Raw genomic sequence first — 19344 nt, 5'->3', positions numbered from 1 at the left:
CATTATTCTCCTGCGTAAACGGGAGACAGTCGGGCGAGAAGCTCGCCGAATGCCTGGTAATGCGGTTGGTATCTTTCTGCGGAATCCGGATTCGGAGTACAGCTATTGGTGTTGTCGACGACCAGATGCTGGTCGAGCCAGTCTGCCAGCTGGGTATCATTACGTGGTTCGGAAACCCAGGCTGCCTGCAGGGCAGCGCCGAGTGCGGCACCCTCCTGTTGCTGCAATACCTCGACCGGTAGATTGAAAATATCGGCAATCATTTGCCGCCAGTGTGGGCTGCGGGAGCCGCCACCGGTGAGACGAATACGGGTAAATGATTGCCCGGCGCGAGCGAAGGCTTCCAGACCGCGACGCAGCGTGAAAGTCGCGCCCTCCATCGCGGAACGATACAGGTTGGCGGACGTGGTGTTACCGGGTGTCAGTCCGAACACGGCGGCGGTGGCCTCCGGAAGGTTCGGGGTCCGCTCCCCATTGAAAAAGGGCAGGGTGAGTACGCCGTCGGCACCGGGCTGGCTGTTTGCCAGTAGCTGTTCGCATTCGTCGAGACTTTTATCGAGGAGCTGTCGGATGGTTTCTGTGGCAACGGTGCAGTTCATGGTGCACAACAGCGGCAGCCAGCCACCAGTTGACGAACAGAAAGCAGCGAGCTCGCCCTCCGGGTCGATTGCCGGCTTGTCACTGTGGGCGAACAGGGTTCCGGAGGTGCCCAGACTCAGGGTCAGGCGCCCCTCACAAACGGAGCCGGTACCCCAGGCGGCCATCATATTGTCACCGCCGCCGGTAGCGACAATCACGCCGTCCGGCAGACCGAACTCCTCCTGTGCGGCCTTGCTCAGCGGAATGCTCTCATCGGCCGACAATAGTCGCGGCAACAGCTGGGATAGATCGCGCTCCGGGTCGAGTGCGCGCAGCATTTCCTGGCTGTATTCACGGCGGGTGATGTCGAGATAGCCGGTGCCGGACGCATCACCATACTCGGTAAAGATTTCACCGGTCAGGTAGTAGTTCAGGTAGTCGTGGGGCAGCAGAATATGTGCGAGCTGGTCGTAGGCCTGCGGGTTATGGTTTTTCAGCCACGTGATCTTGGGGGCGGTATAGCCGGCCATAATTGGGTTGCCCAGCATATCCACTGCGCGCGCCTCACCACCAAAACGAGTGGTGATTTCGTCGCACTCGTTCAGGGTAGCGGTATCACACCAGAGCTTGACGGGTGCCAGCACTTCGCCGTCACCATCGAGGGGGACCAGGCCGTGCTGCTGTCCGGAAACGCCGATGCCACACACCCGCGCTCGGAGTTCAGCGGGCAGCGCCGTCATGCAGTCGCGCAGGGCGTCGATCCACCAGCTGGCCTCCTGTTCACGGGTGCCGTCATTGCGGCTAATCAACTGCAGTGTGGCAGACTCGCTGAACAGGATTTCCTTGTGTTCGGTGTCGTAGGCAATGACCTTCAGGCTCTGGGTGCCGGCATCGATTCCTAGAAAAACACTCATACGGCCTCCGCCGGCTGCGCACTGCGAGTGTTGAGCTGAGATTCCAGTTTCTGTTGATCCTGGACGAAGCGACGAATGCCCTCTCCCAGCTTCTCATAGGCCATGGCGCTCTGGTTGAGGGCAATGCGGAAATCCGCCTCGCAGATGGCAGGGGCATTATCGCTCGACGACGTGGCGGGATTGAGCTTGCGTTCCAGTGTGCCCTCGTCGGCCTTAAGCTGGGCCAGCAGGTCCGGACTGATCGTGAGGCTGTCGCAGCCAGCCAGGGCTTCGATCTGGCCCTGGTTGCGGAAGCTCGCACCCATCACAGTGGTGGAGTAGCCGTGTCGCTTGTAATAGGCGTAAATCTCACGAACCGACCGCACGCCGGGATCTTCTTCCGCAGTGAAAGGACCGTCGCCGGTGTGCAGGTGCCAGTCGAGGATGCGACCCACAAACGGGGAAATCAGGGTGACGCCGGCATCGGCACAGGCCTGGGCCTGCGCCATACCAAACAGCAGGGTGAGGTTGCAGCCGATGCCTTCGCGCTCGAGAACTTCTGCTGCGCGAATGCCTTCCCAGGTGGCAGCGACCTTGATCAGGATGCGCTCCCGCGCTATGCCTTGCTCTTCATAGAATTCCAGCAGTCGGTGTGCCCGCTCGATGGTCTCCCGCGTGTTGTAAGACAGGCGGGCGTCCACCTCGGTGGAGACCCTGCCGGGGATCAATTTGAGAATCTCGGTGCCGATACTGGCTGCGAGGCGATCGCAACACAGGCTCAACTGGGTGGCGGAATCCACATCTTGCTGTTGCGCCCATTGCACCGCATCAGCGATCTGCGACGCATAAACCTCTTGCTGTGCAGCCTTCAGTAACAGGGACGGATTGGTAGTGGCTTCTTCCGGCTTGAACTGGGCGATAGCCGCCATATCACCGGTATCGGCGACGACCTTGGTGATACGACTTAATTGAGTGAGCTTATCCATGGCATTGTTATCTATTGCGGTTACAAAATGTAAACGTTTACAGTTTCGGCTAGTGTGCCGCAGTTGCTCGCCGAGTGCCAGCACAAATTTCGCGACGGTGCCCGGGATGGGCGGCGCGTTGGCAGTGTGAGGAGAGATGCTGCGTTGGGGGCACGCAGCCCCGGCAGGGCAGCGGGGCTGCGGCCGGGCGTTACGGCTCAGTCTGGCGAGGGAAGGGGGAATGGGTGCGTCTGGGGCCAGCCGCGAAATTGTGCGTCCTGCTGGGGATTGGCGTCCCAGGGCCAGCATTCGAGCTGGTACTGGCCCAGAGCATGATTGACCCGAACCAGCCCGTAGCCTTCGCTCTTGAGGCGGCGGTCGGTGACAAACTTGCCCCAGGTGGTGTTGTCGTCACTGAATTCTGCGTGGCTGATCGCGGGGTTGGCGACGGCGAGCACCCGCATGCGGTTGCCAAAGCTATCGATAAAGTTGCCGGTGTTGGGGTCGTCGCCCACGGGGTTTTCCAGTTTGCCTCCGCCCTCAAACCAGCGCTGCCAGAAAGAGGCAGCGGCGGGGCCGGCAAAAAACAGCGCACCCTGTTCAAAATCATCGAGAGTCTGCCTGGCGACCATACCCAGGTGCTGGTCGCCGGCGAGCACCAGCGCCCCGGCGTCAGTGACCAGTTGCACAGCCCGATCACGACCGTCCGGCGGGTAGCCGTTGGCATCGTAATCCAGTAGCGGTGCCAACTGTTCATCGGTTTGCGGGGAGCCCCAAATGGAGGCGGTGAGGCAGATTTTCGGCATGCCGCGGTCGATCTTCGCCCAGTGCGCGAGGAAATCTTCCTGCCGTTGCCCGAGCAGTTCGCCGCGGGTTTCCAGCGGATTGGCTGCATAATCCGGAGGCGACTTGAACTTGCGGTCCTCCACCATCGCGAAGCTCACGCCGCCGTAGCGGAAGTGCGCGTAGGCAACGGGGATATCGTGCTGAATGGGGGTGGGATCATACGGGTCGGGGGTATGCGCATTCTGGATCCGGTGAATCATCCGCACCAGGCCCTTGTCCCATTTGTAGCCGCCGTCTTCCTCGCGGGGGCCACGGGAGCCATCGCCACCATTGCCCCAGAGGTTACCCTGCAAGATGTCGTGGTCGTCAGCCAGCACGATAGCCGGACGGTGCCGCAACGACTCGCGGAAAGTCCAGTACCACAGGTACCAGCGGTAAAGGGTATCTAATTCGGCATCGGGCGTGTCGCGCCCATAGCGGGTGGGGAAGGTCTCGTAATACTGGTCACCGCAAAAGACGTAGAGGTCCGGTTGCAGGCTGTCACAGTGTCCGACCATTTCCTGATGGGGAAACAGGATATTGTCTCGGGTATATCGCCCGGGCATCACTTCTTCAGGGATGGCCGCGCGATAGTGCAGGTCGTCGAGGCTTTTTGCCGTAGGGGTCATACAGGAGTACAGCGCTATGCGCAGCTCGCGCGTTGTACCGGGATCCTTTTGTACACTGCCGCGAAACACCTCGCCGTGGCCGGGCAAAATAATCCGGTAGTCATGATCGTGCTGCGCCTGCCAGTTTTCGATGCGGAAGGCCGCGATATAGCCCTGTTCAATATTGGCGCGGCCCCCTGCTTGCCAGGCTTTGCTGCCGCGTACCCGATGTTGCAGCCAGGCTTCGCTGGCATAGTCGCTTGCCACCGGCATCAGCTGGGCGCTGAGTTTGCACACATCGCCGTTGACGCTGTGCATGCAGCCCATGACCGGGCCGAGCCCCCTTTGGGTGTCTTCATCAACTTTAGCGCCACCAGTGGCAATATCAGCGAACCACCAGCGTCCGCCGGATTGCCCTGGCGGGGGAGACGAGACGAGTGAGATGCCCCCGGTGAGATGCTCCGCTGCAATGCCGGTCACCACGGCAAATCCGGTTTCCTCCCCAGTAACTGCGTCGCTGGCAACCAGGCGAATATCGAAGCGACCACCACTGACCGGGTCAATATGGCAGTCGAGAACCCACTCGTGCTTACCGATGGGGTTTGTGTTGGACGCTGTCTGGCTGCGAGAGAATGTTTCGAATGCGACGGGTTTTTCTGGATTCGAAAAATCGCGAAAACTCAGGTGTCCCCGATGATCGAGGGTTGCCAACAGGCCTCCGGCGGTGCCACCGGCACGCTGCGCCAGTGCGCTGCCGCGATAGTCGAGTGCGCCGGCGCCGACGCCGAGCAGGAAACCGCAGAAGCCCGGTTTGCCGACTTCCATCTGGCCGACGCGGGCGCGTACTCTACCGGCCTGGTGTTGCTGGTTGAGCGCCCGTGTAATGAGCGAAACCGTGCGCACTTCAAAGTCTTTATCACCGCGCAGGCACTCCAGCCGGTTGTGATTCCACTGCCAGTCTTGCAACCGGTTGCCCCAAAAGGCCGGGCCAAGCCAGTGGTGGCGACACTGTGCCGCGGCGCTCTCAACCGCTGTGACGGAAGTGATTGCGTGTCGCCGGGAAGCGGCGACCGCTGCGGCACTGGGAAGAAGCCCGCTGCCGACAAGGGCTGATCCGAGTTTGAGGAAATGACGTCTGCGCATAAGTAATTGGCTCCCAATCCTGCCGTTAGCTTGCCGCTGCCACCGCGAGGTCCTGGTAAATGTCGTGGTCCACCAGTGCCCCGCGATGTTGAATCACCAGTGCGGCGACCTGTGCGGCATGCTGGATAGCATCGTGTGGACTGGCACCGCTTGCTCGCGCTGCCAGATAGGTGCCATTAAAGGAATCCCCGGCAGCCGTGGTGTCGACGACATTGGCGACTGGCTCAATGGCGTGGAGGAAGTGAGCCTCGCCTGCGCAATAAAAGACCCCGTTGGGCCCGTCCTTGATCACCATCTCGTCAATGTCAAAAGGTGCAAGGAAATCCCGTGCTGCTTCAAAGCCTTTCACGCCATATAGCGCTTCCAGGTCTTCGATGCCGGGCAGGACGATGTTGCAGCTGCGGAAGGCACGGGCATATTCGCGACGGGTTTCTTCCGGGCTCGCCCACAAGCGCGGACGGTAATTGGGATCAAAGATCACCGTTGTGCCGGTTTCGCGCAGTCGATCCACAAATTCCCAGAAGTAGGCTCGGCCAGCAGCATCGAGGATGGCGAGCGAGATTCCGCTGAACATAAACCTCTCCGGCGGTTGCTCGAGTATGGCGTTGCGCAGCCGGATACCGTTGTCGTCAGTAAATAACAGGGTGAATGTTTCGCGGGCCGCCGACTCGCCGCGCCAGTATGAGAAGCTGCGCTCGCCGCGGTGATCGGTGTTCACCAGATACAGTCCCAGCTGTCGCGTCGGGTGGCGCAGGGTTAGTGCTCTGTCGATGTTTTCGGATGCCAGCGCTCCGAGCAAGCCCTCGCTGGCCGCATCCTGGCCGACGGCACTGAGCAGGCTGACGTTTTGATTGGCACCGGCGGCTCGCTTGAAGTAGACCGCCAGGCTATGCACGTCACCGGCGAACGACTGTCGATACAGGCCCGGTTGCTCCTGACTGAACTCGACCATGCTTTCACCAAAAACTACTAGATGTGACATTTAAGACATTCCTGCAATTTCATGCTTCGTTTACCCTGTTATCGGCAGCGTCGGGATCGGTGTTTTGCGCGGAAAGCGGCGGAATACGGGGGTTTACCTTTACTCACTCTCCGGTTGCTTGTAAATTGTCAACAAAGCACTGCAAAAGTGCTGTGGCGAAATAAAAAAGCAAATAAAAACAAAAGGTTAGAAATTTCTTGGAACAAAATTTCGCTGTCATCTCAGGCGCCTCGTTGAGCGGAAAGTAGAACATGCTTTTAAATTGTTAACAATCTACCGTTGACAATGTTCGGGGTGCGGACGATGATTCCCTTGTCGATAGAGCGAGCCGCCAATAACCAACAAACCGGCTTGCCATGTTTGTCGATGGGGCGGCGCACTGCAGTTCTGGGTGACTAGCCGAAGCAAATAATAAAAATGCGATCCGATGGAGAGATACATCATGTCCACCGCACATCAGCGTTTCCGACTAACGGCTCTTTCCGCAGCAATACTTTCTGTATGCAGTGGCCAACTGTATGCCCAGGATTCTGCGGCCGAAGAGAAGCTTTCGGAGCAAAGCGCGCTTGAAGAAATCGAAGTAACGGGTATTCGTCGTGCGATTGAGAAGTCAATCGACGACAAGCGTTTTGGTACCAACATCAAGGACACCATTAACGCGGAAGATATCGGTAAAACCACCGACCAGAATATTGCGGAAGCGCTGTCTCGTGTAACCGGTGTTTCTGCGCAGACCCAGGATGGCGAGGGTACGACCATTACTGTTCGCGGTGCCAACGCACAGCAGAACAACATTACCCTGAATGGTGTGCAGCTCGGCTCCACCGATAACAGTCAGGCGGTCGACCTTTCTGCATACTCCGCCGATATCCTGTCCAAGATTGAAGTTGTGAAAACCCCGAGTGCGGACCATGACGAAGGTTCATTGGGTGCCAGCATCAATCTGGTTACTGCCCGGCCTCTGGAAGTCACAGAGGGTTTCAACCTCTCTGCGCAGGGACGCTACAACGATCTGGCGGATGACCAGAATCATAAGGTCTCCCAGACTTACGTTGGCAAATTCCTAAACGACACGGTGGGTGTCATTGTCACTGCCACGGATGAGACCAATTCAGTACGTAAGGATCAGTTTTCACAGGAGAACTGGATCGCACGAACTTCCCAGCGTGCCACCGACCAGAACGGGAATATCGTCAATGACGTGACAGGCATCGTGCCCTACGACACCAAGATGCAGCTGCACCGCAACGATCGCGATCGCCAGGGTGTGAACGTCGGTGTACAGTGGCTTGCCACCGATACCACGGAAGTGAACGCGAATGTCGCCTGGAACAAGCAAGACATTGCCAATTCCATGCATGAGGTCAAGACGCGCGCGGGGGACTACTGGACCTATTCCAACATGGTTGAGGGCGAGGACTATCTGTGGACCGGCCCGGCCGCCTGGACCGATCCCCAGGAAGACTGGCACACCTACAATACCGAGACCCGCACATTTACCAAGTACCTCAACCGAAGCTCTCTCGGTGACCTGAGCCAGCAGGAAAATATCTTCACCAACGAAAACAAGATTTTCTCGCTGGATGTTGAACACCAGATTGGCGACGCGATCGTTGTGAATGGTGGTTTGAATTACTCGAGTGCGGAAGAGATTCCGGACAGCGCCCTGTATGTGAACATGCAGAACTACCGTCGGGTCAACGCCTGGCTGACGCGCTTCGCTCCCCCCGGAGAGGCTGAGCCCGTTGGCTACGACTGTACCTCCGGCAAATGTAATCTCGTTGCCGGTGAAGGTTTTGTCGATTACGGCACGGTCCTGCACCCTGACCCCAATGCGTTGTGGGACAACAGCAGTACCACGGGCTTTAACCCGGATGACCTCGCAGCACAGCATGTTTCCTATCTGGCGCGTACGGTTCGTGAAGTCGAGGATACCCAGAAAGCAGCCTACTTTGATGTGGATTGGGATGTAGATTTCGCCGGGATCAACCAGCTCGAATTCGGTGCCAAGTTTTCCAGCCGGGAAAAGTACGTTGATCACCAGACCGGGACCTTTAACTCCATCGGCGAAGGTGTCATCGTTACTGATCCTGCCACCGGCCAGGCCTACACCATCGTAGAAGGTATTACCGATATTGACGGTACCTTCGTTCCTGGTGGTGCGCTGAACGCCAGTGATTTCATGGATTCTCTGGGTTACGACCGCAATAACATTACTGACGGTTGGCAGACTGTTTCCGCCCGCGCTGCCTTTGAAACTGCACTGGCCAACCCGGCCGCAGAATTCATCCCGGATGATACGGAAACCCGTTCAGCCGATCTGGGTAACCAGGCGGTTTACTTCAAGGGTGATTTCGCTTTCCTGGATGAAACACTCACCGGTGATGTTGGCTTGCGTTACGTCAAGACCACGGTCGATACCACCGGTTACTCCGGTGTCAATTTCTACAGCAGTACCGGCAACCTTGGTCGTGTGATGGATGTGCTCAAGCTGCAGGAATTGCGTGATGCTTCCAACCCGGCCTGTAACCCGGTGATTGATTACGGAACGCCGATTGTGCTCGATGATCCGTCCACACCGGACATCGATGAGAATACCATCGACGGTGATTCGCAGAATCAGGAAGAGCTACGCTGGTCCCGTGTCGATGGTCTTGGCTGGGACACCCAGGGTACTGCGGACCGTTCCGATGACACGCCGATCGCCGACCAGGGTGCCTGTTACGACGCGTTTGCGGTTCGTGGCAACATGAACGAGTTCATGTTGTGGCGTCATTCCGATGTGTCCACCGAGTCGAACTACATCTACGGTGCGCGGGACGAAAACGGCAACCCGATCGTTGAAGATCGCAGCAAGCGTTCATTCGCGGTAACCGGTGAGCATGAATACGATGTGCTGCTGCCCAGCCTGAACCTGAACTATGCGCTGAACGACGAAATGGTTGCGCGTCTGGCAATGTCGAAGACCATGTCCCGTCCGCAGATCGATTCCCTCCGCCCGGGATTCCGTGTGCAGGAGACGGTCTGGACTGACGAGAATGGTACGGGCAATGCCATCACGCTGTTCAACACCAAGTTGGACCCCCTGGAGTCGAAAAATCTGGATCTGTCTTTCGAGTGGTACTTCGCTGAGAACTCCATGGTTGCCGCTGGCCTGTTCTACAAGGACATGACCAACTTCGAAGAGTCGCAGACGATCGTTACCTATATGGACGATCTGCGTGGGCTCGGCCTCGATGAGAGTGAAGGCCCTTACGATACGGCCGACCTGGTGAAGACTGCGGACAATCTCGAAGGCTGTATGCCTCGCCGTGTAGAAGGTGTTGCCGACTACGATGAAGATTGGTTGCACTCTGATAGCCTGACGGATCTGTGTGCGAAGTTCCAAACTACCCAGATCACTAATGGTAAGGGTGCGGAAATCAAGGGTCTGGAACTGCAGTACACCCAGACTTATGACATGTTGCCAGGTATTTTCTCAGGCCTTGGTACCATGTTTAACTACACCTACCAGGACAGCTCTTACGATCAGGAAGTTTCTTCGCTGGACGCAAACGTCGTCCTGCCGGAGTTGCCGGTGGCCTATACACCTGAGCACAGCTACAACGCGACGCTCTTCTGGGAGCGGAACGGTCACCAGCTGCGCCTGGCTTATCAGGGTACTTCCGATCAGTTGGCACAGCGCGTATGGGACAACGGGTCTCTCTGGCAGGAAGGGCGTAATACCCTCGACCTGTCAGCGACATATGCGCTGACCGACAATGTTAACCTGACATTTAATGCGGTTAACTTGACTGATGAAGGTGTTCGCCATTACTACACTAGCCGCTTTATCATGCTGCCGGATAGTGAAGGTAATCTGGTGCCCTTCGACGAAGGCAATCCGCTGGATGGGGGTTATACCGGGCGTACCGCACAGGAATACAAAACCGGTAGGTTCTACCGCTTCGGTATTCAGGCGCGCTTCTGATCGTCCTCTCACAATGAGTTAGTGATGTTTGTGGCCGCGCCTGATTTCAGGCGCGGCTTTTTTGCTTATGAAAAAAAAGAAATTAATTATTGTAGGTGGTGGCACAGCCGGTTGGATGGCCGCGTTAATGCTGCAAAAAGCGGTTGGCGATCAATGGGAACTACAGCTCATTGAATCTTCCAAGCGCGGTATCATCGGGGTCGGTGAGGGATCAACACCGTCGTTAAAGACGTTTTTTGACGAGGTTGATATCCCTGAAAATGAATGGATGCCAGCCTGCGAAGCGACCTACAAAACCGGTATTACGTTTGACCAGTGGTCAGAGAAAGAAGGGTACGAAAGCTATTTTCATCCTTTTTACAGCCACTTCGACCGCGATCACGCCAAGGCACTGATACACAACTCCCATCTGCGTCGCGCGGGCAAAGCGGTGCATGCCCACCCGAATCTGTTTGCCTACAATCACTATCTGGCGGAAAAGAAGCTGGCTCCTACCACGCCCTACCATTTTCCATTCGAAGTGCAGTATGGCTATCACTTCAATGCCGGGTTGCTCGCGGGATTCCTGAAGGGCAAGGCCCTGCAGCGCGGTGTCTCCCATGTCGATGCGTTGATTACGGATGTCTCCCTGGGTGACGATGGAGATATTGCAGAAGTGATCGATGAAGATGGTCAGCGCTATGGCGCCGACTGGTTTGTGGATTGTTCCGGATTTGCTGCACTCCTGATTGGTGGCGCCCTGGGTACACCATTCGAAAGTTACGCAGAGACTCTCTGGAATGACAGCGCGGTGACTCTGGCAATGCCACCGGAAGAGGACCCCTCTTGTGAGACAGTGTCGAGCGCGCTGAGCAATGGCTGGGCATGGCGAATCCCGCTGCAGAGCCGGGTTGGCTATGGTTATGTCTACAGCAGTCGCTATTGCTCTGCTGCAGAGGCCGAGGAAGAATTACGTCGACATGCCGGCGCAGATAGCCCCGTTGAAGCACGACACTTGTCGATGACTGTTGGGCGCCGCCAGGCACACTGGGTAAAAAATTGCGTTGCGGTGGGGCTGTCGCAGGGGTTTATCGAGCCGCTCGAGGCGACCTCCCTGGCTCTCACCCAGCAAACCTTGACGCGTTTTATTTATGCCTTTAAAGACGGCAATCTTGGCCCCGAGTTCGTCGAGAAATTCAATCAGGTAGTGAACAAGAGCTACGATGACGTACGCGACTATATCGCGGTGCATTTCCTGACGAACAGTCGAACCGACAGCCAATATTGGGTGGATAACCGGGAGTCTCCCGGCGCAGTGAGCAATAACCTGAAGCGGGTATTCAATTGCTGGTTCGACAATGGTGATTTACCGGGCCTGCTCAGGCATCTGAAGATCGATGGGGCATACAGCGTTCACTCCTGGCACTATATTCTGGCAGGGATGGGGGTCTATCCTCCGGGCCCTGCCGCGGAAGAGCCGACCAGTGAGGAGCGCGCGGGTATCGATCCGGAGAATATCCGGGACTTTTTCAATCGATGCGCACTCAATCACCCGAAGCATCGCGATGTGTTGGCAGGATTTTCCTCCGACTGACCATCAGCCTCCCTGAGACTGTCGATGGCGGAGCGCTTAAGGAAGAGCGTTCCCTCCCTCTTCGTGCTATACCCCCGTAGCGCTGCATGCTGATGTGTCGTGTAGTTGCTCTGGTTGGCAGCGTGGGCTGTCATAACGCACTACCCAAAGAGAAGGCCCGGAGGGATCCCTATGCCATTGAATGACCGTGTCCCCAGCGTGATTTTCAAAACCCGCGTGCGGGACGAATCCGTCGAGGGGCCGAACCCCTATCGCTGGGAAGATACCAGTACCGCCGATATATTCGCCGGCAAGAAGGTGGTCGTGTTTTCCCTGCCCGGTGCGTTCACGCCGACCTGTTCTTCCAACCACTTACCCCGCTACGAAGCACTGCATGACGAGTTTCAGGCACAGGGTGTCGATCAGATTGTTTGTGTCTCCGTGAATGACGCCTTTGTGATGTTTCAGTGGGGCAAGCAGGTCGGCGCCAATCATGTATTCCTGTTGCCCGACGGCAATGGTGAATTTACCCGCAAGATGGGCATGCTGGTGGATAAGTCCAATCTCGGCTTCGGTATGCGTTCGTGGCGCTATTCCATGCTGGTGAATGACGGCAAGATCGAGAAAATATTCGTCGAACCGGACTTTGGTGATAACTGCCCAACCGACCCGTTCGAAGTGTCTGATGCGGATACCATGCTGGCCTACCTGAAAGGGGAAAGCCCACACGGGGTGTCAAAGCCAGTTCGCGACTTCGAGGGTTGACGGGATACGCACCGGAATTCAGGTACAAAACTCAAGCAGAAAAAAGCCGCTGCGGGTTTCCCTGCGGCGGCTTTTGTTTTGACCGCGTTTAGCGGGTCGGCGTCGTGGTGTATTGCTTCACTACCAGGTTGGCGACGGCCAGCTCACCATTGTGGTGGAAATCCACTGCGATGGTGTTGTTGGCTTGTAGCACCGAGACTGGTACTGGAATCTCCAGACGGTTGAAGTACTTCTCGTTGCGGTTGGCCCTGGGGCCGCGCCAATCGAGCGGCACGGCGACCGCGGTGCCATTGACGGTCAGGGAGTCAATGGAAAGGTGGCCGACCTTGTCGTCCTCATCCGGGTAGAGGGCCACGGTCAGGTGTAGCATGGCTTCCGCGTAACCACTTGGTACATCCACGCCATTGACCTGCAGGGTCTTGGCCCCACCGGCCACATCGATACGGTGTGGCTCGCTGCCACCGCTGACACTGTCACCAAAGTACTTGATCTCGGCCATCGCCTCGTTGACGGCGATATTGCTTCCCATGGTGTAACGCAGTACCACGGTTGCGTCACCATCGACGGTCACGTTGCTGGGCAGTTGCGCCATATGGTGGCGATCCAGCAAGACCTGGGTGTTGCCCGGGAAGTGCATGTTACGCATTTCCACGTTCTGCACCTGCGCAGGCAGGCCCGCAACATTCAGGTTTACGGTGGTCGCGGTACTTTCCAGATTGTTGATGACCACAAACAGGTCGTTACCGTCCACGTAGGACTGAACCTGAATGTCCGCATCACTGGAAACCGCGTCGACGCGTGTCCCGTCAATATCCGCCCACAGTTCGAAGAACTTGATGATCGGCGACCACTGCCAGTCGCCACTGTTGAGTTGTGATTCGATCATCATGGCGTAGTGATAGCGGTAGGTACAATTTGGAACTTCCTCATAGGCGCAACCACCGGGCTGATAGCCCCAGATGGGTTTGGCCGGGGTGAACGGCATGGACTTCACGACATGCGCCGGCCGATCGAGGATCTGCATGATCATGCCGTTAAACGATTTCAGGTTTTCCACATCGAAGCGTTCTTCGTGAGTACGGAAGTCCCAGCCACCATTCACCGTGCCATACTCGGACAACACGACGGGCTTGATGTTGCCCGTACCGAAGCGATCCTGGTCGTACCACTCCATCATGTCGAGCATTGCATGCAGGTGGCCGCCGCGACGGATGACAGCTGTTTCGCCGTTATCGAGCCCGGGCCAGTCGTAGACGTGTACTGCGTAGAAGTCCATGTTGTGGCCGGCGGTATCCATGAAGCCCTTCCACATCACATCCCACTGGTACCAGTCCTGTGCACGGGTATCGTCTACTGTCGTGCTCATGGCGTTCTGGTAGAAGGCTTCCGCTTCGGCTTCGACGGCTGGATCTTCGTGCGTGATCCACTGGTCATAGGCATCATCGGCGTAACGGGAGATACCATCGCGACGGAAGAAGTCATGCTGGCCCCAGGTCATGCCCCCAATCAGTGGTGCGTCATTTCCCAGTTTGTTGCGAATCTCCTGCGCAACCAGATTGTGGTATTCCCAGATATCTTCCTGATTGGTGACCATAAACGCACCGGTTTTCATTTTCATATCCGGTTCATTGATCACTTCCCAGTACTTGGGCATCGGGTCGCCGACATAGCCATTACTGGCGTTGGCATAGTAGTGCAGCAGGTACTGGCCGGCCCAGGCTGCGGACGTCTCAATGTCCTTCGGTTGCCAGTTGTGCCAGGTCAGGCCATCGGCATTCCAGCTCAGCGTCGGATACGTCGGGTGCGGATTGGTGCCGGCAATCAACTCGGTTTTGGTCGGGTCAAAGCGCTTGAAGAATGCATTGGCTTCGTAGCTCTCACGCAATTCCTGTCCGCGGCTCACCATGTAATCCATGTCCGGCCAGTTCGGACGGTTGGGATCTTCCTTGGTGTCATTGAACTTCCAGGTCGCCGTGCCATTGTCACGGCCCATGGTGACATCCAGGGTATTCAGCACGTAGTTGAGTTTGTCGGCATGGCCTTTCCAGTCGTTCTCGTAAATGGCCGAGTGCATTGTGATATGGCGGTTCCTGCCGAAGTCGGATACGCCATTCACACTGTGGCTGATGTTGGCATTGACGGTTACGGTGGCAGAGTGGCTATTACCAACCTGTGAGGCGGAGCAGCCAGTTTCGTTGGCAAATTCCCCAGCCGGTGTGCTGGCACACTGGTCGAGACCGTCTTCTACGCCGTCGCGATCGCTGTCAGAAGACACGCTGCAGCCGCTCGCCCCAACATTCTGGCCGAAGGGCGTCACGCACTGGTCTGCGCTATTGGCGATACCATCGAAGTCGTCGTCGTCACCGCCGCTGCTGGCACAGCCGACCGCATCGACAAACGCATCAGCGGCGCTTGTGGGACACTGATCCAGGTCATCGGTGATGCCGTCGTTATCGGTATCGAGCTGTGAGGGTGCGCAGCCTTCACTGTTGGCAACTTCGCCAGCGGGTGTCGATGCACAGATATCATTGACGTCGGCAATGCCATCGCCATCGCCATCCAGATTCAGGTCGGCATCGCCAATGCGGTTAAAGGTGAAGTAGTCCGAGTTGAACTGAAAATCTTCACTACCGGCGCCGTAAATGCGCAGGGTCAGGTCACCCGCGAACAGGTTGATATCACTGCTGGCGGGCTGGGTGTAGAACGCGTCCCAGTCGCCCTGACTGGTAACCGGTGTCGTGCTCTTGATCACCAGGTCGCCGTTATGGTCTGTCGCCATCAAACCGACGGCGACACCGGAGGTGTTGCCGGTACCGACGGTATAACTCACCTGGTACAGACCGGATTCATCCAACGTCAGGTAATACTCGAGGTAGTCGCCCGCGTTAAAGTAGTTGACCCCGGTAATGGAGCCGACCGTGTAGACATCCACTTCGCCACCGACCGCATCATAGTCCTCGGCCTGCAACGTGAAGCTTCCCGTGGAAGGCGTCGGTGTTGGTGTCGGTGTCGGCGTTGGTGTTGGTGTCGGCGTCGGCGTCGGCGTCGGTGTCGGTGTCGGTGTCGGTGTCGGTGTCGGTGTCGGTGTCGGTGTTGGCGTCGGAGTCGGTGTCGGAGTCGGTGTCGGAGTCGGTGTAGGTGTCGGAGTCGGTGTCGGAGTCGGTGTAGGTGTCGGAGTCGGCGTAGAGACTTTGGTCAGCGTAAAGCGATCCAGATTCCACTGCCAGTCATGGGTTCCACCGCCGTAAAGGCGGATCGTGTGGGTGCCTGCCGGCAGGGATACAGTGCCGCCGTCCTGGGGCTGGAAGTTGTCCCAGCCAATATTGGGCACATCTGTCTGGCTCAGGGTCTGCCAGTTGCCGCCGCTATTCAGCTGGAAATCGATGCGGGCGCCGGTGACGGCAGTTCCGGCATACAGCGTCAGGGCATAGTCGCCACCTTCAGGCACCGTCACGGTGTAATCCGCGTAGTCACCTCTGTTGACGTAATTGATCACGGTTGCGCCGTTGACGTTGTACACGCTGATGCGCTGCGGCTGGCCATCGGGATAAGTGCCTCCCACCGCATCAAAATTTTCCGCTTCCGTGGAAATCACGCTCGGCGTTGGAGTTGGAGTTGGAGTTGGGGTCGGTGTGGGTGTGGGTGTCGCGAGCGTCAGTTCCAGTGCATCCAGATTCCACTGCCAGTCGTTGCTGCCGGATCCAAACACCCTCACGTTGTAGGTGCCGGCCGGTAAGCTCACCAGTCCGCCATCGAGGGGTTGGAAGTTGTCCCAATGGCCGACGGGCACGCTGGTTTTTGCCAGGGATGTCCAGCCGTTACCGGCGTCGATCTGGAAGTCAATTTCGGCACCCGAAGACATGCTGGTGCCGATCAGGTAATTGATGCGGTAATCCCCGGCCTGGGAGACCGTCAGGGGATATACGGCATAGTCGTCACGGTTGACGAAGTTGATGGCGGTAGCGCTATTCACGGAATAAACGCTGATGCGTTGCGGCTGTCCGTCGGGATAGGTGCCGCCGACGCTGGAGAAGCCTTCGGCCTCGAGACGGTAATCGGCTGCGTGTGCTGTAGAGCTCATCGCGAGACCGGCAGCCTGCAACGAAATAGCAGCAGCAAGCGTACTCCTGGTCAGGGTACGCCGGGAAAGGTGACGTTTCATTTTCTCTCCGGGAATATTGGAGACACGATACCTCTGGTGTCGTTTTTATTTTTCTTCTGCCGTTTGCACCTCGCGCCTGCGTGGGCATGGGGGTCGCAGGGCAGATCGCTGATCGCCAGCCCGGGTCGTACAGAGACATACTGGTGTGAGGCGCCCGGGCCAGCTGCGATATTTATATGTTAACTGTTAACAATCGACAATTGACTTTCCCGCCATGCGTAGCAAAGCGGCCAAAATCAGCGGCGATTTGTGCGTCAGCGCACACTTTCACAGCGGACAGCGGGATGGTGGTCGCCGTGTTGCCGGTACTTGCAGGCCAGATCTGAGCGGTCGGGACGTGTTCTTCAGGCGGGGCGCGGATAGGTGCCGGCGGGCGCCACCACTGCCGGCCGAGGTCGGCAGTGGTGTGTGGTGCTTAGCGTGCGCCGCGATTGAGAGGCTGGTCAGTGTTGAATACTTGCAGGGTAGCGGTTGCTACGAAGCCGCCGGTGTCAGGGAAGGTCAGCTCGATGTGGTTGTCTGCCTGCAACAGGGACAGCGGCACTGGCACCTCGATGACACCGTAAAATTCGTTGCGGCCGCGCCCGCCGTCAAATTGATCGTAGCCCCGATAATCCGCCGGTACACTCACGCGCTCCCCGTTGATGGAAACCGTCGGGGTCAGGGACTTGCCGTGTTGGCGACCAAGGCCCAGGCGCAGAGTCGCCTCACCGGTACTACCAGCGATTACGTCATTGATCGCGAAGTTGATGGGGGTGTCCGCCTCGATGGCCTGCTTATAGGTGTCGGCGTAGTACTTGGTCTCGCTATTGGTGGCCGCCGGATCCAGCGCATCGGTATACGTGATCTGAAGAACGCTGGTGGCTTCCGCCTTGAGTGTCAGGGTGGCGGGTACTTCATTCAGGCTGCGCTCTGTCAGGACCGGTTTGCCGCTGTCGTCGAAATAAAGTTCTTTCAGTATGACATCCGACACGTTGTTGCCGGCATCGCCGAGCAGGCTGAGATCGATTTCGGTGTCAGTGAATTCCAGGCTGTTCAGTACAATGGCAGCGCCGGTTTGCTTCACGTACGCGTTGACCTGAACATCCAGATCTTCAGACCAGCTATCGACCCGGGTACCGTCCACGCCAGACCAGAGCTGGAAGTATTTTACCAGTTCTGTGTAAACCCATTTTTCGCCGCTCTCCCCGTTCGCTTCTTTTTTCTGGCGCATCAAGCGGTTGGTATAAGGGGTGCCGTCTTCGCGCCCCCATTCGGCTTTGATGGTGATGAAGGGGATAACCTTGAGAATTTGATCCGGGCGCTCGAGAAAACTCATGGTCAATCCGTTTAATGCACGCAGTTTGTAGCTGTCGCGCTCGGCCGACCACGGGTCGTTCATCATGGAATGCACCGTGGCGCCAACCTCGGATACCAGGAAGGGTTTCGGCTGGCCAAATCGCATCGCACTGTACTGTTCGAGCATATCGAATGTGGCTTCGACATTGCTTCCACGCCGCAACTGCCGGGTACCATTGAAATCAGGGAAGTCGTAGAGGTGGATGGAGACGAAATCCATATTTTCCCCGGCGATATCCAGAAACAGCTTGTCGCGTTGCTCCCAGTTTGCAAAGCCGGATTTTTCATAATCCGGGAAGGCGACGGTATACCCGCCTACCAGTACATTTTCATGAGCATTCGTACCCCAGACATCGACATAGTTTTTGACCTCAGCGGCGACCGTATTGTGGAACTCAAAAATAGCTTGTGGCGTTGTGGGGGTTGCCGCGTAGTCCACCAGCTCATACAGCGGCTCATTCATGACTTCCAGGAAAACGGGCTTGGGCTGCCCAAACTCGTCGTCGGGCCCCCGATTAAAGTACTCATAGAGATAGGTCGCCATGAAGTGGCCTACGGCGGTGCCCAGTGGCTCTTCCATGGTGTCGGTTTGTGAAAAGCTCCAGCCCTGACCGACGTCCTTGCCATCGGGCCAGTATGGGTGCTGTTGTCCGCCGACCACCATGTCAGTTGCACGATGCTGATGCGTGCGGCTAAGTGTCGTGTTGCTATCGGTCGCGGTGGCGTATACCCAGCGCATGCCGCCGCCATTTTTGATCGCGTTGGAGGCCGCCGCTGTATTGGGGTCTGCATAGGACTGGCCATCGTCGGCGTAGCCAGGTTTTGAGGGGTGTTCATCGAGCAGGCTCAATTGCCATTTCATGGCACCGGTATCGCGCCCTAGGTACACGTCATAGCCGTCGAGAAAATTACTCATCAGGTCGGGATCTTCGTTAGCAGCGTTCAGGCTCTGGCTGTTGCCGCCAAACCAGTCTGCTTCGGTATTGGAGGCATGCAGATTAATTACTTTGCGCCGGTCAAATTGGTCCACGCCGCCAACGGTATGACGCATGTTCAGATCCACATCGACTTTAACCCTCGCCAGCGCGACTGGCGCGGAGCCAGTGGTTACGGTGAAGTCGGCGCTGACGCCACCAATTGAGAGCGTGGCTCTGGCGGTGGATTCATAGGTGTCTGTGCTGGTGACTCTGACAATGACCTGGTCACCTGCGACGACTTCACCGGTATCGCTGCGGAAGCTGTTGCCATTAATCGCATACTCGCCACCACTAATGCTGATGGCGGCGGCCGCATTGATGCCAGTGACGGTGATGGAGTTGGACTCATAGATGGTGGAGCGGTCAGCGTCGCTCACCCCTGAAAAAGAGAAGCTGTCAGGCGTCGTGTCTGCTTGTACCGTACCGCCGTCGTCCGGGGGCGGATTTCCGCCGCCCCCGCCTCCGCCTCCGCCCCCGCAGGCGGTCAGGGCTAATGTCAGTGGCAGTGCGACAAGGAGTAACAGGCGGCGGGGGTTCTTCATGGTGCTGGATTCTTCTTATTGGGGGAGATTTGTTATTGGTTTC

The 19344-nt window shown here is 57.4% G+C and carries 9 protein-coding genes; 3 read left to right on the top strand and 6 right to left on the bottom strand.

Annotation, left to right across the window (positions count from 1 at the left end):
* Positions 1-2: 2 nt before the first annotated feature.
* The 4 genes from xylB to ACXAD0_RS00680 form a co-directional block, all read right to left on the bottom strand.
* Complete coding sequence (gene xylB / locus ACXAD0_RS00695) at positions 3-1493, bottom strand: xylulokinase (protein WP_475086421.1); 1491 nt, start codon at positions 1491-1493, stop codon at positions 3-5.
* Complete coding sequence (tal, locus tag ACXAD0_RS00690) at positions 1490-2458, bottom strand: transaldolase (protein ID WP_475086420.1); 969 nt, start codon at positions 2456-2458, stop codon at positions 1490-1492. Before tal ends, xylB begins: the two co-directional genes overlap by 4 nt.
* 197 nt (positions 2459-2655) lie before the next feature.
* Entirely contained in the window at positions 2656-5013 is a 2358-nt protein-coding gene (locus ACXAD0_RS00685) for an alkaline phosphatase D family protein (RefSeq protein ID WP_475086419.1), read from the bottom strand.
* A 25-nt stretch (positions 5014-5038) separates the two neighbouring features.
* On the bottom strand, positions 5039-5995 hold the full coding sequence (locus ACXAD0_RS00680) for a sugar kinase (RefSeq protein ID WP_475086418.1): 957 nt from the start codon (positions 5993-5995) through the stop codon (positions 5039-5041).
* Between the two features lie 442 nt (positions 5996-6437).
* Here ACXAD0_RS00680 and ACXAD0_RS00675 point away from each other — a divergent pair, with 442 nt between their 5' ends.
* From ACXAD0_RS00675 to ACXAD0_RS00665, 3 genes are all read left to right on the top strand, one after another.
* Positions 6438-9965, top strand: coding sequence for a TonB-dependent receptor (locus ACXAD0_RS00675; protein WP_475086417.1), 3528 nt, complete (start codon positions 6438-6440; stop codon positions 9963-9965).
* Positions 9966-10032: 67 nt separating this feature from the next.
* A complete protein-coding gene (locus tag ACXAD0_RS00670; protein WP_475086416.1) occupies positions 10033-11538 on the top strand; it encodes a tryptophan halogenase family protein in 1506 nt (501 codons plus the stop codon).
* A 177-nt stretch (positions 11539-11715) separates the two neighbouring features.
* Positions 11716-12282, top strand: a complete 567-nt coding sequence (locus ACXAD0_RS00665) for a redoxin family protein (RefSeq protein ID WP_475090274.1) — start codon at positions 11716-11718, stop codon at positions 12280-12282.
* A gap of 88 nt (positions 12283-12370) precedes the next feature.
* Here ACXAD0_RS00665 and ACXAD0_RS00660 read toward each other — a convergent pair whose 3' ends face one another.
* The gene (locus ACXAD0_RS00660; protein WP_475086415.1) at positions 12371-16444 is read right to left on the bottom strand and encodes a carbohydrate-binding protein; all 4074 of its coding nucleotides are present in this window, start codon (positions 16442-16444) and stop codon (positions 12371-12373) included.
* Between the two features lie 415 nt (positions 16445-16859).
* A complete protein-coding gene (locus ACXAD0_RS00655; RefSeq protein ID WP_475086414.1) occupies positions 16860-19301 on the bottom strand; it encodes an agarase in 2442 nt (813 codons plus the stop codon).
* Positions 19302-19344 lie beyond the last annotated feature (43 nt).

This window comes from Microbulbifer sp. ABF4_148 (assembly GCF_056158985.1).
This window is presented reverse-complemented; position numbering and strand designations above follow the sequence as displayed.

Coding starts and splice junctions, on each gene's coding strand:
- xylB (WP_475086421.1), bottom strand. CDS start 1,493: ATGAGTGTTTTTCTAGGAATCGATGCCGGCACCCAGAGCCTGAAGGTC.
- tal (WP_475086420.1), bottom strand. CDS start 2,458: ATGGATAAGCTCACTCAATTAAGTCGTATCACCAAGGTCGTCGCCGAT.
- ACXAD0_RS00685 (WP_475086419.1), bottom strand. CDS start 5,013: ATGCGCAGACGTCATTTCCTCAAACTCGGATCAGCCCTTGTCGGCAGC.
- ACXAD0_RS00680 (WP_475086418.1), bottom strand. CDS start 5,995: ATGTCACATCTAGTAGTTTTTGGTGAAAGCATGGTCGAGTTCAGTCAG.
- ACXAD0_RS00675 (WP_475086417.1), top strand. CDS start 6,438: ATGTCCACCGCACATCAGCGTTTCCGACTAACGGCTCTTTCCGCAGCA.
- ACXAD0_RS00670 (WP_475086416.1), top strand. CDS start 10,033: ATGAAAAAAAAGAAATTAATTATTGTAGGTGGTGGCACAGCCGGTTGG.
- ACXAD0_RS00660 (WP_475086415.1), bottom strand. CDS start 16,444: ATGAAACGTCACCTTTCCCGGCGTACCCTGACCAGGAGTACGCTTGCT.
- ACXAD0_RS00655 (WP_475086414.1), bottom strand. CDS start 19,301: ATGAAGAACCCCCGCCGCCTGTTACTCCTTGTCGCACTGCCACTGACA.